Consider the following 14172-nt stretch of genomic DNA (forward strand, 5'->3'; position numbering starts at 1 on the left):
CTATAGCTGACTGTGTATACCTATATTTCCTGCTCGTAAAGTTTGAGTCCGCGCTGCAATCGGTTAATTGATTTAGCCATCCGGTCAATCTTCGTTTCTTCCTTTTTCGCGGAGTATATATAATCGATGTAGAACTTTTGTTCGCTTTCGGAAAGTGAATTAAAAAACTTTAGTGCTTGTGGTTCGTCTTGCAGGCAAAGCAACATTTCTTCGGGCACTTCCAATGGTTCATTATCGGGGTATAGAATTATATGAACTTTATCACCAACATCTTTCTTGATTTTCTTTCTGATCTCCGCTTTTACCGGCAAAAATAATTTGCCATTACCCATGGGCATGAGGTGATACTTTCGTATTTCATAACCATCAATTGTGCCGCGCACTTTTACCCAGCCAAAATGAGCTTTTTTATCCTGAGGTATTTCCGGTATACGCGCGAATGTCCAACCACCCTTGCCTTCAAATCTTTCGAGTATATATTTTTTATTGATGAGCGGTTTCATGAATGATCAAAATACAAATATATCCATTGCCATGGGATTAATCCCATGGCAATGGATAATGAGAGGAGAAAATTACAGGCTAGCCTTTGGGCATTTTTGCCATGTCCATATATAGTACATTCCAGCGATGACCGTCCGGGTCAGCAAACCCAAATGCGTACATCCATCCCTGGCTTTCTCCGGGCTGTGCAAAAACTTTACCTCCGGCTGCAGTTACTTTCCTGGCAAGCTCGTCTACTTCCTGCCTGCTTTCGGCATCAAATGAAAGTAAAACTTCTGTGCTTTTACTGGTATCGGCAAGGGCATGATTGGTGAACTTCTGAAAAAGTGATTCCTCAAAAAGCATCATCACTATATTCTTAGTTCCAATCAGGAAACTCGCAGAACTATCAGAAGCCGGTGCGTTTTTATTAATGGTAAATCCGATTGCCGTAAAAAAATCTTTTGATTTCTTCACATCTTTTACCGGGAGGTTGATCCACAATTCTTTTGTCATCGCTTTACTATTGATATGATTTTTAAATCTATGCTATATATTCAATGGCTATACATTATTGATCCAGTAGTGCATCGAGTCTTTCAAAACCTTCGCGCACACCGCGCTCCATTCCAGACTGAACCATGCCGTCACGATCGGTTACCGATCTAAACACAGATTGCATGGTTACGCGTGTTCTGTTTCCCGGCAATGCTTCGAACAACGCTATATCCAGGCTAACATGACCGCGCTCGGGCAATCCTTCAAATTCAAAAGTTTGAATAATACGTTCCGGAGCATGCACTTCGTGTACGGCACCATTAAAAACATATTTACCATTTGCATCAGCATGCGTGTATCGGTATGAACCACCAGTACGAATATCATACTTCTCAATTTCCATTTTGAGACCATGGGGTCCTAACCACTGTGTAACAAGTTTAGGATCCGTAAATGCTTTGAATACATCTTCGCGTGGTGCATCAAATTCGCGATAGATAAAGAGCTCCTGCTTGCCTGGCTCGGCAACCACTTTGAGCTGGTTTTTAGTTGTCGTTGTCATTTTTTTGTTTTTTTAGTTGGTTTCATTTTTCGTAACACGATATCGAGCTTGTTGAAATTATATTCCCATCGTTTATGAAAAGGTTTCAGCCAATCGGATACTGCTTCGAGCTTCTGAGGTTGCAACTCGCAATACCGCTCACGTCCCTGTTCGCGAATAATAATGAGTCCGCATTCCGCTAGTATCTTGATGTGTTGAGATATAGCGGGGCGACTCACATCAAATTGTTCTGCTATAGCATTCAGGTTCAGTGACTGGTGCGCGATCAAACTCAGAATATCTCTGCGTGTCGGATCGGCTATTGCCTGGAATACATCTCTTCGTGCCTGTACCGTCATATATAGGTAAGTGTTTACTTACAGATAAATGCGTAAGCGTTTGCTTACACTACAAACTTACAGCAATGAGGCAGGCTGGTGTGAGGGGCTAAGGCGACAGAAAGCAGGTTATTTGCGACAAAAGTATAATCGCAATCTGATGATATTATCCGTTCAACTACAAGCGATGAAGTATATATTACAGGAACAGAATGTAAATCAGCCAATCACAATATTGTGTCTATACAACAAGCCGACAACATCGGGCAATGAAAATCTGGCTTTGGCAATGCGATTCATTTCCGGATCGATAGTATAATTATAGGCTGTTCTGAAATCGGCTCCTTCCAGTTTTGTATTTTCAAATGTTGCACCTTGCAGATCGCAGCGGTCAAAATTTGCCTGTGGAAGTTCGGCTTCTATAAATTCAACGTCATGAAGTTTACATGCCATAAACGATGTGCCCTTGATCTTGAGTTTATAGAAGGATGAGAAGTTCAGTATACATTCTTCGAACGAAAACGACAGCAGCATTTTATGACATTCGTCAAAACGCAATCCCATTAGTTTGCAGTTTTTAAATCGGGCGTTGCGAAATGACGTATTGCGCAGTTTAGCCATGCTCAGGTCACACGCTTCAAACCGACATTCTGAAAAAATTATTTCGAACAGATCCGCTCCGGAAAAAATGCAGTTCTTGAAAATGCAATTCTCATACTCACCTTTTTTCAGTTCGGTTTCAGTAAAGTTAATTCCATCAAAAGTTTCGTTCTCAATTGAGGGGCGGATCATAGCAAAATATAGTTAGTTAGTTACAAGGCGATGTCGTTCAAATATAAATCAGTAACCGTTTGTAACGAATAATCCGGAAGGATAAATGCGCAAGCACCGATACAAAATTTCGACTGCCAAATCACACTTCTCCGGCACAAGGCAGGGTGGCGGATTGAGAAAATGAAATTACTTAGATATTAAGTAAAATGCCTTTATATTCGAGGCCTTTAACATTTACATAACTCATTACTTTACCTAAATCCTGCTTAATGAATATTAAGGGCCGTCTTATCGTGATGAACTTCATGGAGTTCTTCGTTTGGGGTGCGTGGCTGATCTCCATGGGAGGTTACATGATCGTTACATTGAAATTTTCAGGAGGACAAGTCGGCAGCATTTATGCTACCATGGGACTCGCCTCGTTGTTTATGCCTTCCATCATTGGTATTGTGGCCGACCGCTGGATAAATGCCGAACGGCTGCTGGGTATTTGTCACATTATTGGAGCTATAGCATTGTTCTATGCTGCCAGCGTTACGGATTATGAAACCATGTATTTCATCATGCTCATAAACTCCATGTTCTACATGCCCACCATCGCGCTGAACAACTCGGTGTCGTATGCAGCGTTGGAGAAAGAAGGAATTGATGTAGTGAAATTCTTTCCGCCTATTCGCGTATGGGGCACCGTTGGGTTTGTAGTTGCTATGTGGGTAATCGACCTGGGCAAGTGGTCACTAAGTCCTATACAGCTTTATGTAAGCGCGGGGTCAGGCTTACTCCTCGGGCTGTATGCATTTACGCTTCCGCCTTGCCCGCCAACAAAAATAAAGCGCGGCAATTCATTTTTATCATACCTCGGTCTTGACGCCTTCGTGTTATTCAAGAAACCTCGCACGGCAGTGTTCTTTATCTTCGCTATGTTTCTGGGCGCTGCCCTGCAAATAACTAATACATTTGGTGAAGCTTTCATCCACTCGTTCACGGCAGACTATCCGGATTCTTTCGCAGTTAAACATCCGAGTATACTGATGTCGATATCACAGATATCGGAGACATTATTTATTCTTACTATACCATTCTTCCTGCAACGCTTTGGTATCAAGAGGGTGATGTTAATGAGTATTTTTGCCTGGGTATTACGGTTCGGACTTTTTGGATTTGGAAATCCTGGTGATGGATTTATACTGCTGGTGCTCTCAATGATTATCTACGGCATGGCTTTCGACTTCTTTAATATATCCGGATCGCTATTTGTAAAGAATGAAGCAGACCATTCCATTCTGGCAAGCGCGCAGGGTTTATTCATGCTCATGACAAACGGTGTAGGTGCATTTTTAGGAGGTATATTGAGTGGCTGGGTTGTAGATTACTTTACCGTTGGTGAGAATCGCGACTGGCAAAGTATATGGCTTGCCTTTGCAGGATATACTTTAATACTGGGAATTGTCTTTCCGTTTGTGTTTAAGTATAAACATGAACCTGCTGCCAATGTTGCGGATAGCGCGAGGGTTGCATAGCAGACTAACTTAGCTATAAAGCTATAATAACACTAAGCCGGTTTAATTGCCGGCTTTTTTTATTTGTTGATTTATTGACCGCTCGTTGCCGCCAGCCACAGCTTCACTACTTTTTTCAACGCAGCGTTTTTATCGGCTACATCTTCTATACTTTGAAACTTTACTACGCCTCTATCAGGTGCGAGCCATTCGAGAAGACCGGTGGTGTCTTCAATTAATGGTTCTTTATTCTTGCTGTCTTTCACTTTTGCACCACGATGAAAGATCAATAATATACGATCGTTTTTACTCAGATTGAATGTAATACGATCATCACCATCAAAACAAAAGCTTGGTGCATTCCATTTGATGTGCTCGGTGATTGCTTTATCAACGCTTAGAATTATATCACGAACTTGCTCTACCGCTGGTTTTAACGGATGGCTGGTGGTTTGAATAAATTCTGCCACCTGCGCTGGGCCTGAAAGCGAAGATGTTTTTTTGCGAGGGGTCGTTGTCTTTGCCATTACCCTATAAATATAGTGAAGGGCGTGAGATTGTGGTAACCGGTTACAAACATAAACTCCGGACCATCACTAAATCCGGAGTTATGTTTTTTTACGTCAATTTACTTTTGTTGACACACTTGATATAGTAAAGCTCTTACTCAACGTGCCCACAGTATAGCTACCTCCACTATACAAACCATCGGTGGCCGTGCCCGTAGAGCTTCCGCCAAGGTATAGGCTATACGTTGTGCCGGTCTTCAAATCAGGTGATGAGAATGCAACAGATTGATATTTTTTCGATGGCTTGAAGGTTGCCAATGCTGTGCCGTCACTTGCCTGTAAATGTACCAGCGAACCTGCCGTTTGAGCAGCGCTTAGTGTTATTAAAACAGAGTTCTGCGAAGAAGATGCCCCGGGTATCTGTGCCATGCCTGAACTGCCCACCGCCAGTAAATAGCCTCCGGTGATTCTGAAAGATCCATCATAATCAATCGGAGCATTGTTATTCGCGGTAGGTCCGTTAACAACTACCGTACCGTCAGTCATTACGATCGATCCGTTTATATCTATACCATCACCAGAAGCGTCTACATATATATATCCGCCATATACGTACAGGTAGGGTTCAATCGAAGCGTCAGTTGCTCCGTTTACACCGTCATCGCTTGATGTGACATGTACTGTTCCGTCCGTAACGGCAATCACCGCTGCTTCTATACCTTCGTATGATTTGGAAATTATGATGTCACTTCCGTTAATACCAAGGTAAGCGTCAGCGTGAACGGCATCGTCTCCGGTAGCAATGTTAAGCGTGCCACCATTAAGGGATATATTAGCATTGCTGTGAACACCATCGTCTGCAGAGTTTATGTCGAATGTTCCTGCCTCCACAATCAGTAACGCACCTGCCTTAACACCTTTTGCAGAATCATCATCACTTATACTGCTGTTACTGCCTCCTCCGGTAATAAGCGTAAGTTTGCCATCGCTAATCAGCGCATCGGTTTCTGCAGCTATAGCATCACCGGCAGCAGTAATTGTAATATCGCCACCTCCTATAGATATATACCCTGCGTCTGTATCTTCATCGTTATCAGACTTAAGTCCATCGCCACCTGAATTTACTTCTATCGTACCATCTTTCACTACCAGGTAATCTTTACCACGTATACCATCGTCAGCAGCGGTAACCGTAATAGAGCCTCCGTTGATGATCAAGCCGTCTTTACTTCCAATAGCATCGTTGTAATTACCGTTCACCGTTAGTGAACCACTACCATATATAGTAAGATCAGCTTTACTGAATAGCGCTGCATTTGGCTCATCTTCATCCTCGCTGGCAAAAATGTATGTGTCGCCATCTGTAATGGTGTTCGTGGTGTTTTCGGCCAGTACAATCACGGTCTTTTCAGCGCTCGCTATATATAGCGGAGCTGTAGATGAATTATTGAGTGTAGCACCATTAAGAATCAGTCTAACGGTTGCTTCGTCTTCCGTATTCACAATTACCTGTCCGTTATCGAGCGTGCCGCTAACGCGATAGGTACCGGCTGCAGTGATTGTTACTGTACTTCCATCAACAGTCGCCACTGCAGGTTCTACGGTAATCGAGCTTCCATTGAGCGTTATCGTCACTTCATCCGATTCATTCCATATATAGTCAGCATCTTCTTCGTGCGTGCTGGCATTCGCGGCTAAAGCATCAGCTATCGTAGCCGCATATCCACCGTCTTCCTCCACATCTACTGTTGTCTCCGTGTCTGTATCGGTTGATTCCGGGTCATCATCTTCATCGTTACAGGAAGATATAGCTATACATGTAAAAGCAATCAGCAGCAGAATAATAAAACGTGTTTTGCGCATAAGTCTTTATCAGGTTAAGAAATTGTTACGTAAAGAACGTAACCACCTACCTTAAACTGTGCTACACGAGACGACACACCTGGAACAACGAGACGAAAGTGAAAAATCTGTAGATATATACCGTTAAGGAAATCTTAACACCAATATACTTGAACGGCATTATTGTTCTTTTGCCGTCACAACAGTATCAGTAATATCATCGAAGCAGGCGTAGCAGGCCCGATTTCCAAAAAAGCTGAATGATCACATCGCAACCTCTTTTTCGTTTGTAATACCGTCTGGCACTTTGTGTGGAAACGGTCTGCCCATAGCGTGAGATATCAAAAGGAAATGTACATCGTTGATGGTATCTTTTATTTCGTCAGCTTTTGCATGTTCAATTGCATCGACTATAAGCGAATCGCTGGTTATTTTAAAATGCGCTTTAAAGGTTAAGTCACCTGTCCAGCTACGCACAAAATAAAAGTAGTCGTTGTATGCGTAGATGTCCCACTTACAGTCCATAGAGTCTGCCTTAAACACAACACCTTCCAGCACAGTTCCATTATGCGGATATACCAGATTCACGTGAGAAACAATCGAATCGTTAACACGCATCCCTATATATTCATCGCCCATCGAAGATCTCAGCTTGTCATACTTTTCCGCTACTTCACGGCTGGAAGTAGTGGCGATCATGTTCAAGGTAAAAGAGCGAATGTCCAGTATTCGTTTATTGAAAGGATTGTCTGGCCCTATTTCATACCATTTGAAATTGTAGGAGTTATTATCGTTAACGTGCTCGCGCTCGTTTGACTTTGCTTTCTTCTTTTTAAACCAGTTAAACATAATCGGAGAATTTTCGATGGGCTACAATAAGCCTTGAAAAATAAAGCATAGGAGTGGATTATTACAATTCCACTATTGTTTTTTGATACCGAATGTGGACACAAAATTCTATTTTAGCACTCCCAATACTGTATCCATGTACGAAGCCCTGCGAATATATATTAACAAGTATACCTCTTCTGAAATCTCTGACGCTGACTTTGAGATTGTTACGAATGCATTTACTCCCAAGCATTTTATAAAACGGCAATTCTTTTTGCAGGAAGGAGAGGTGTGCAAGTATAGCGCCTTTATTGTGAAAGGGGCTATGCGCCAGTATTCGCTTGTTAACGGAGTGGAGAATATTGTATCGCTGGGTATCGAGAACTGGTGGATGTCTGATCGGGAAAGTTATGCGATGTTAACACCATCTCAATACAACATTGATGCTGTTGAAGATTGTGACGTGTTACTGGTAACGTATGAGAAAATGGTTCCGCTCGTAGAGTCCATGCCAATCATAGCACGTATGATTACCATGATGGACCAGCGTCACTCCATCGCTATGCAAAAGCGGATTCACAATGCAATAAGTCTCACAGCGGAAGATCGTTTTCTGGATCTTATGAAAACAAACCCCGTGTTTCTTCAACGCTTTCCGCAAAATATGATCGCATCGTATTTAGGTATAACTCCGGAATCACTCAGTCGCATCCGAAAAAAGCTGGCAACAAAATAATTGTTTCCGCAGATAACACAGATCAACGCAGAACAAATACATAAATAAACTACAAGAGCGGAGCCGCAACGCATCTATATCTATATCTACAGCCCAACCCACAGCCACACCGAACATAAACACATACACACATAAACACCTAAACACATAAAGCATACACACGTAAACACCTAAACACATTCTTAACAAATGTCAATTCTCCTTCTTACCAATTGATATTTAATTCGCGTGGTCTGCTGCCGAAGTTTGTGTTATGAAAACGACACAACAACGATCTGTTAAAGGAAGTTATAGTGGCATGAATTCGAAAGTGGGAGACTTTTTGGTGAACCGTTTACTTCCCGGTTCTGAAGTTCATACCGTTGGTCCATTTGTATTTCTGGATCATTTATACCCAACCGAGCAAAAAGCAAAAACGCCTGCACTGCCTTCCGGAAAGTTTGCGCATCCGCATCGCGGTATCGCTACGTTCTCCTATATATTCAGTGGTTCTCTGGAACATTTTGATAGTCATGGCGGACACGGTATAGTTGAGGCCGGAGGCGCGCAGTGGATGAAGGCCGGCAATGGTGTTGTACACGATGAACATAACAGTCCGGAGTTTCAGCGAACCGGTGGTATACTTCATTCATTGCAATTCTGGATCAACCTGCCAGCCAAGAACAAAGCAGAAGCCCCGGATTACCTTGCATTACATCGCAGTGATATTCCGGAAATTGAATTGCCTGATCATGCGGGTACCCTTCGCGTTGTCATTGGCAACATCGGTGGGAGGCAGTCGCCTGTACAAACTTATAGCGAGCAATTTCTGTATCACGTTGTTCTTCAGCCGAAATCAAAATTTACACTCACTATACCTGGCGGACAGGAAGCCGCAGCATTTATTCCACTGAGAGAAGCAACGATTAACGGAACCGATTTTGGTAATAGTGAAATTGTATTCTTCCGCACTGAAGACGGTGGAATAGAACTGAGTAACAAGAGTACATACGCAGTAGATATTATTCTCTTTGGAGGTGAGCGGTATGCAGAACCGATCGTTGCTGAAGGTCCTTTTGTTATGAACAGTCACAACGATATCGCACTGGCTTATAAAGATTTCTTTGACGGTAAGTATGGCAAAATCGACTACAAACAATTAAGCGGTGAGGTATAACGCATGCCGACTTAACAAATGTCAATGCGCTTTCTTATCCTTTATCATTTAAAAACAATTGGCAGAACGCCAATTTTGAATCATCAAAAACAAAACAAACTAAAACAATCAAACAACGAATTATTATGGAAACTATTAAATGGACAATCGACCCTGCTCATTCTGAAATTCAATTCAAAGTAAAACACCTTGTTATCAGCACCGTAACCGGAAGCTTTACACAATTCACAGGAACTATAGATGCTCCGGAAAATTTCGATACTGCGAAGATTGCTTTTGAAGCAGACATCAACTCGATCAACACCAACAATGAACAACGCGATGGCCACCTGAAGAGTGCTGACTTTTTTGACGCAGAGAAATTTCCGAAGCTTTCATTCTCTTCTGTGAATTTTACCAGAGATAGTGGTGACTATACATTGGAAGGTGATCTGACTATAAAAGGAGTATCGCGCAGAGTAAAACTTGCTGTTGAACACAACGGCATAACTAAAGATCCATGGGGTAATGTGAAAGCAGGTTTTGAATTGACTGGCAAAATCAGTCGCAAAGATTTTGGATTGACATGGAATGCATTAACAGAAACTGGCGGTGCGGTGGTAAGTGACGAAGTAAAACTGATCGCCAGCATACAACTTCTTAAACAGTAATTTTCACGAAAGTATATATGAAAATCGGAATTATAGGTGCAGGTGCCATTGGCAAAGCGTTTGCCAGGCATGCCGCGCTGGCCGGATACGAAGTGGTAATCGCTAATAGCCGCGGACCGGAATCACTTGCTGATGTTGTAAAAGAAATTGGTCATGGTATACAAGCTGTAACAACAGCCGAAGCTCTACAAACGGGTATAATTTTTCTTGCTGTTAACTGGAAACAAGTGCCGCAGGTGGTTGATGCACCAGGACAATGGAAAGGAAAGATTGTGATCGATCCTACAAACGCTATAGCTTTTCCGCAATTCAAGCCCATTGATCTGGGCGATCGGACATCGAGCGAGATTATACAGGAATTGATACCGGAAGCACGTGTGGTAAAAGCTTTCAATACATTGCCGGCCGCTATACTTGCTTCCAATCCGAAAGAAAATAATGGCAGTCGAGTCGTATTTATATCCGGAAACGATGAAGGAGCAAAGACCGTTGTGAAGGAAATCATAGATCGTACAGGGTTCGCACCCATTGACCTGGGTGGGCTTTCTACTGGCGGCAGACTACAACAATTCGGAGGCCCGCTGCCGGCTCTCAACCTGATAAAGCTATAAGAATGTTCCAACAAGAAAGTAATGTATACTTCGCTCCGGCAAATACGAAGGAGAGAAGTATATATCACTTTTAAAATTTAATATCGAAAAGAAACGAAATAACACATAAAGGGTGCTAACTTAGAAACACCTGCCAGCTGCCTGGAGCAATAGACAATAAAATCACCCACTCTAAACTTTTACTGCTATGGAAAAGACCAGCTTCAAAACGGTAGTATTCATCACGGGCGCATTTGTAAGTCATCATGGATGGGACAACTGGAAAGTATATTTTGAAAGGAAGGGGTATCGGGTTGTTCTCCCCTCATGGCCGGGCAAGGATGCTTCGGCAAGTGAATTACGAAATGAGACAGAATCAAAGATTGCATCGGTACGACTGAAAGAAGTTATCGAGCACTACATCAACATCGTGCAGGAACTACCGGAGAAACCCATTTTAGTTGGTCATTCGTTAGGAGGTCTTATTACACAGATATTGCTTGAGCGCGGCTTTGCTTCTGCCGGTATTGCGATTGATTCCGTTGCTCCGCAGGGCGTTATTCCCACACAGTTAAGTTTCTATAAATCTACCTGGAAGGCATTAGGCTTTCTTACTTCTACGCGTAAGCCTTACCTGATGTCGTTTGAAGACTGGCAGTATGCATTTACCAATGGCATGTCGCTGGATGAACAACGTGCAGCATATGATGCTTTTACTATACCGGAGTCCAAACTGGCTTTGCGCGATGGACTAACCAGCATTGCCAAAGTTGATTTCAACAAAACAAGAGGACCGTTATTGCTAATCGCAGGTGAAGTGGATCATACTATACCTCCGTCATTAAATATGGCGAACTATAATCGCTATAAACACAATGCTTCTATTACAGACTTCAAATTATTTGAAGGTCGTAATCATTTTATTTTAGGCCAAGCCGGCTGGGAGGAAGTAGCAGATTATGCATTGAACTGGATTGAAACTGTATACGAGGCCGTTCCGGAAGAATTCGAAAATTCACACTCGTAGACAACTATACTTTCACAAGAAACAACCTATATAAGAAAGGCCGCTTCATACGCGGCCTTTTTTAACATATAGATCTTCACAGATTATTAATCCTGTGTCTTACTCTTCAGTAAAACAAGTTGGCCATGATGATAGCTCATGTGTGTAGTTCTGCTGATGAGCACATTGAGTTTATTTCGATGAGGTTCTTTTGCAAAATCTTCCGGTGATACGGCTTCGTGTCGTGTGAGCCACGCTTCGAAATCCAGTTTGTTGTAATGTTGCAGCAAAACATCATTCACTTCACTCCAGTATTTTTTTAATTCAGAAACCGGAGGAAAGGTATGGCCGGCTTTGTCGGGACTTTTCACAAAAATCTGCTCCAGTTCTTGAGAGTATAGTCTGCTACCGAAACCAAGCAATGGCAACAGTGCATCGTGCACGGCAACCAGGTGACCGAGTATATATATACCTGTATTTTTTCCGGGAGCAATCTCCTTTTGAAGATCACTGTCCGAAAGGCTTGCAACCAGATCTGTTATTCTGGCAACCTGGGCTGTCCATGATTTAAGAAGAACTTTCACAGCCATGTCTTCTGCTGTCGGGTGGTTAACAGTTTCCATTGTATAGTGTATTTAGGGTTTCTGCTTGGGGAACGGAGAACAAAGTAAAATCACTTTGTCATCTGCATGAGTTCCATACAAAGATCAGGCACCCATAGTTCCGTATACATGAAAAATTAACAGATGACAGAACACCGAAAGCGTTCAGACATTTAAAGATTACTGAGTCACAAAGAATTACGCTGGCTGAAGTTTAAGACCGATTACCAGGATATCATCGGTTTGTTCGCGATTGCCTTTCCACTCTTCTATAGTTCTTTGCAGAATATTCATCTGCTCCGGCATAGAGAGTTGATGAATGTCGAGTAAAAGTTTATGTAATCTTTTCGATAAAAATTTCCCGTTATCCTTTCCTCCGAACTGATCCTTATAACCGTCAGAGAACAGGTATACAACGGTAGGCCTATCTATTTTTATCTGGTGTTTCTTGAAAAGGAAAGCATGTTTATTTTTTACACCACCAATGGAATGAACATCACCTTTAATCTGAATGAGGTTTCCATCCTGAATATATACCAACGGATTTTTTGCGCCTGAGAATTCAAGTATTTGCTCGTGTTGCCGGTATATACACAAGGCTACATCCATACCATCATTGTTACCGGTTATCTCCTGGCGTAGGGCGGTGCGGATTTCGTAATCCAGTGAATCCAGAATTTTATTGGTGTCGGTAATTCCATGGTTAATCAAACCATTCAACGCATTTATACCAATCATCGACATAAACGCTCCGGGCACACCGTGCCCCGTGCAATCAACCGCGGCAAATGCTATATCAGAATGTTTTTCATTTTTTATATCCGATATCCAATAAAAGTCTCCACTTACTACATCGCGCGGCTTGAATAGTATAAATGAATGGTCAAATATACCAGGATGCTGGTCCAGCTTGGGCAGCATAGCTTCCTGTATTCGCTTGGCGTAGTTGATGCTGCTTTTGATATTCTTATTCTGCTGATCAATTTTTTCGTTTGCTTTCAACTTCTTCCGATAACTGCTGATCAACACAGCAATTAAAGCCAGGGAAAGTAAACTGCCACCCATTATAGAATTACGCACCAGTGCCTCGTGTTCTATGCGCGACTCCTGCTCTTTAATGCGTATGCTCGCAAGCTCCTTATCTTTTTGCAAGAGATCAATTTCCATTTCGCGATTCTTGTTGATCATCTCGACTTCTTTCAACGAATCGGCTGTTGCCCGAAGTGAACTCTCCACCTGGCGGAGTGATTCATTGGTTTGCTGCAGGATCTTTGTTTGCTCTGAAAGTTTAGACTGCGCTGCACGCGTTTCATCTCCGGCTTTAGCGATATTCTGCTGCAGCTCTTTCATTTCGCGTTTCTTCTGCTCTTCGTTCTGTTGTGATTTTACGAGCTGATTATATTGTGCCAGATACTCCGATGATTTTTTCTTGTTGCCTTGCCTGTTATAATAATCGGTCAGTAGCTGATAAGCCTTTTGTTGAAGAAGAATATCATTTTCCGTGAGTGCTATCGACAACAATTCATCTCCGTATTCAATTGATTTTTTATACTTCTCGCCCTGTGCATAGCTGTCTGCTATACTGATGAGCGTTTGCTTTACCTTCTCGGCATCTTTCAGTTGGCGAGCTATAGCGAGCGCACTTTCAAAATTTTCCTGTGCCATCGAGTATTTTTTCAAAGCTGCATTTGTAACGCCCAGTTGATAGTATCCGGCAAACAACAGGTTTTGATCTCCGGCCTTTTTAGCTTGTGTTAGCGAATGGGTAAAATAATCAGCGGCTTTATTGAGATCCTTTGATTCAGTATAGATCCTGGCGACATCAGTAGCATACTGTGCAGCCTTTTTATATTCTTTACTTTTAACGGCCTGATCGTATAGCTTGATGTTCTCGGATAAACCGGGCTTCGACTGGCTGAGCGCCAGGTGTGACACGCCTAAAAAGAAAAAGATACCAACCCAAACAGATTTAGTACCTGCCGTTAGCGAAAGCATATTCTTCCACCACGCGAACCGATTATTGCCAGACATATAGGTAAGCAAGTTTCCGAACTTCTGATGACTCTGCTTTATGTAACGGAGTAAAAATCTTACATGGGCAAGGAGAGAAGCTACCC

Annotated in this window: 16 protein-coding genes; 6 read left to right on the plus strand and 10 right to left on the minus strand. The window is 42.4% G+C overall.

What is annotated here, in order from left to right; translation table 11 throughout:
- Positions 1–20 precede the first annotated feature (20 nt).
- The 5 genes from ACFQ21_RS21815 to ACFQ21_RS21835 all read right to left on the minus strand — a co-directional run bounded on the left by ACFQ21_RS21815 (position 21) and on the right by ACFQ21_RS21835 (position 2652).
- Complete coding sequence (locus ACFQ21_RS21815) at positions 21–503, minus strand: DUF1905 domain-containing protein (protein ID WP_377582639.1); 483 nt, start codon at positions 501–503, stop codon at positions 21–23.
- Positions 504–582: 79 nt separating this feature from the next.
- The gene (locus ACFQ21_RS21820; protein ID WP_377582641.1) at positions 583–999 is read right to left on the minus strand and encodes a VOC family protein; all 417 of its coding nucleotides are present in this window, start codon (positions 997–999) and stop codon (positions 583–585) included.
- A gap of 55 nt (positions 1000–1054) precedes the next feature.
- Positions 1055–1543 (minus strand): SRPBCC family protein, encoded by a 489-nt coding sequence (locus ACFQ21_RS21825; RefSeq protein ID WP_377582643.1) that lies wholly within the window; start codon positions 1541–1543, stop codon positions 1055–1057.
- Complete coding sequence (locus tag ACFQ21_RS21830) at positions 1540–1881, minus strand: ArsR/SmtB family transcription factor (protein ID WP_377582645.1); 342 nt, start codon at positions 1879–1881, stop codon at positions 1540–1542. The genes ACFQ21_RS21825 and ACFQ21_RS21830 overlap by 4 nt, the downstream gene beginning before the upstream one ends.
- A gap of 198 nt (positions 1882–2079) precedes the next feature.
- Positions 2080–2652, minus strand: coding sequence for a pentapeptide repeat-containing protein (locus ACFQ21_RS21835; RefSeq protein ID WP_377582647.1), 573 nt, complete (start codon positions 2650–2652; stop codon positions 2080–2082).
- Between the two features lie 251 nt (positions 2653–2903).
- Here ACFQ21_RS21835 and ACFQ21_RS21840 point away from each other — a divergent pair, with 251 nt between their 5' ends.
- Positions 2904–4154, plus strand: a complete 1251-nt coding sequence (locus ACFQ21_RS21840) for a nucleoside permease (protein WP_377582649.1) — start codon at positions 2904–2906, stop codon at positions 4152–4154.
- Between the two features lie 71 nt (positions 4155–4225).
- On the opposite strand, the gene ACFQ21_RS21845 is transcribed toward ACFQ21_RS21840, so the two are convergent.
- From ACFQ21_RS21845 to ACFQ21_RS21855, 3 genes are all read right to left on the minus strand, one after another.
- Positions 4226–4660 carry a DUF1801 domain-containing protein gene (locus ACFQ21_RS21845; protein WP_377582651.1) on the minus strand — a complete coding sequence of 145 codons (435 nt, stop codon included), beginning with the start codon at positions 4658–4660 and terminating at the stop codon, positions 4226–4228.
- Positions 4661–4756: 96 nt separating this feature from the next.
- Positions 4757–6505, minus strand: a complete 1749-nt coding sequence (locus ACFQ21_RS21850; protein WP_377582653.1) for a carbohydrate-binding domain-containing protein — start codon at positions 6503–6505, stop codon at positions 4757–4759.
- A gap of 243 nt (positions 6506–6748) precedes the next feature.
- Positions 6749–7333 (minus strand): hypothetical protein, encoded by a 585-nt coding sequence (locus tag ACFQ21_RS21855; protein WP_377582655.1) that lies wholly within the window; start codon positions 7331–7333, stop codon positions 6749–6751.
- Between the two features lie 94 nt (positions 7334–7427).
- Between ACFQ21_RS21855 and ACFQ21_RS21860 the strand changes: the two genes are divergently transcribed.
- The 5 genes from ACFQ21_RS21860 to ACFQ21_RS21880 all read left to right on the plus strand — a co-directional run bounded on the left by ACFQ21_RS21860 (position 7428) and on the right by ACFQ21_RS21880 (position 11474).
- Positions 7428–8051, plus strand: a complete 624-nt coding sequence (locus tag ACFQ21_RS21860) for a Crp/Fnr family transcriptional regulator (RefSeq protein WP_377582657.1) — start codon at positions 7428–7430, stop codon at positions 8049–8051.
- Positions 8052–8304: 253 nt separating this feature from the next.
- Positions 8305–9207: a pirin family protein gene (locus ACFQ21_RS21865; protein WP_377582659.1), complete on the plus strand. Its 903-nt coding sequence runs from the start codon at positions 8305–8307 to the stop codon at positions 9205–9207.
- Between the two features lie 125 nt (positions 9208–9332).
- Positions 9333–9857 (plus strand): YceI family protein, encoded by a 525-nt coding sequence (locus ACFQ21_RS21870; protein WP_377582661.1) that lies wholly within the window; start codon positions 9333–9335, stop codon positions 9855–9857.
- A 17-nt stretch (positions 9858–9874) separates the two neighbouring features.
- A complete protein-coding gene (locus ACFQ21_RS21875; protein ID WP_377582663.1) occupies positions 9875–10468 on the plus strand; it encodes an NADPH-dependent F420 reductase in 594 nt (197 codons plus the stop codon).
- 187 nt (positions 10469–10655) lie between these two features.
- Positions 10656–11474 (plus strand): alpha/beta hydrolase, encoded by an 819-nt coding sequence (locus tag ACFQ21_RS21880; RefSeq protein ID WP_377582665.1) that lies wholly within the window; start codon positions 10656–10658, stop codon positions 11472–11474.
- An 86-nt stretch (positions 11475–11560) separates the two neighbouring features.
- On the opposite strand, the gene ACFQ21_RS21885 is transcribed toward ACFQ21_RS21880, so the two are convergent.
- Together ACFQ21_RS21885 and ACFQ21_RS21890 are read right to left on the minus strand one after the other, a co-directional pair.
- The gene (locus tag ACFQ21_RS21885; protein ID WP_377582667.1) at positions 11561–12076 is read right to left on the minus strand and encodes a DinB family protein; all 516 of its coding nucleotides are present in this window, start codon (positions 12074–12076) and stop codon (positions 11561–11563) included.
- Between the two features lie 177 nt (positions 12077–12253).
- Positions 12254–14086, minus strand: a complete 1833-nt coding sequence (locus ACFQ21_RS21890) for a SpoIIE family protein phosphatase (RefSeq protein ID WP_377582669.1) — start codon at positions 14084–14086, stop codon at positions 12254–12256.
- Between the last annotated feature and the right edge of the window lie 86 nt (positions 14087–14172).

Source organism: Ohtaekwangia kribbensis (assembly GCF_042676245.1).
Lineage (GTDB): Bacteria > Bacteroidota > Bacteroidia > Cytophagales > Cyclobacteriaceae > Ohtaekwangia > Ohtaekwangia kribbensis.

Bases quoted from the DNA above. Each gene is read 5' to 3' on its own strand.
- ACFQ21_RS21855 (WP_377582655.1), bottom strand. From the start codon at position 7,333: ATGTTTAACTGGTTTAAAAAGAAGAAAGCAAAGTCAAACGAGCGCGAG.
- ACFQ21_RS21835 (WP_377582647.1), bottom strand. From the start codon at position 2,652: ATGATCCGCCCCTCAATTGAGAACGAAACTTTTGATGGAATTAACTTT.
- ACFQ21_RS21825 (WP_377582643.1), bottom strand. From the start codon at position 1,543: ATGACAACGACAACTAAAAACCAGCTCAAAGTGGTTGCCGAGCCAGGC.
- ACFQ21_RS21850 (WP_377582653.1), bottom strand. From the start codon at position 6,505: ATGCGCAAAACACGTTTTATTATTCTGCTGCTGATTGCTTTTACATGT.
- ACFQ21_RS21875 (WP_377582663.1), top strand. From the start codon at position 9,875: ATGAAAATCGGAATTATAGGTGCAGGTGCCATTGGCAAAGCGTTTGCC.
- ACFQ21_RS21840 (WP_377582649.1), top strand. From the start codon at position 2,904: ATGAATATTAAGGGCCGTCTTATCGTGATGAACTTCATGGAGTTCTTC.
- ACFQ21_RS21815 (WP_377582639.1), bottom strand. From the start codon at position 503: ATGAAACCGCTCATCAATAAAAAATATATACTCGAAAGATTTGAAGGC.
- ACFQ21_RS21880 (WP_377582665.1), top strand. From the start codon at position 10,656: ATGGAAAAGACCAGCTTCAAAACGGTAGTATTCATCACGGGCGCATTT.
- ACFQ21_RS21870 (WP_377582661.1), top strand. From the start codon at position 9,333: ATGGAAACTATTAAATGGACAATCGACCCTGCTCATTCTGAAATTCAA.
- ACFQ21_RS21845 (WP_377582651.1), bottom strand. From the start codon at position 4,660: ATGGCAAAGACAACGACCCCTCGCAAAAAAACATCTTCGCTTTCAGGC.
- ACFQ21_RS21865 (WP_377582659.1), top strand. From the start codon at position 8,305: ATGAAAACGACACAACAACGATCTGTTAAAGGAAGTTATAGTGGCATG.
- ACFQ21_RS21885 (WP_377582667.1), bottom strand. From the start codon at position 12,076: ATGGAAACTGTTAACCACCCGACAGCAGAAGACATGGCTGTGAAAGTT.
- ACFQ21_RS21820 (WP_377582641.1), bottom strand. From the start codon at position 999: ATGACAAAAGAATTGTGGATCAACCTCCCGGTAAAAGATGTGAAGAAA.
- ACFQ21_RS21830 (WP_377582645.1), bottom strand. From the start codon at position 1,881: ATGACGGTACAGGCACGAAGAGATGTATTCCAGGCAATAGCCGATCCG.
- ACFQ21_RS21890 (WP_377582669.1), bottom strand. From the start codon at position 14,086: ATGTCTGGCAATAATCGGTTCGCGTGGTGGAAGAATATGCTTTCGCTA.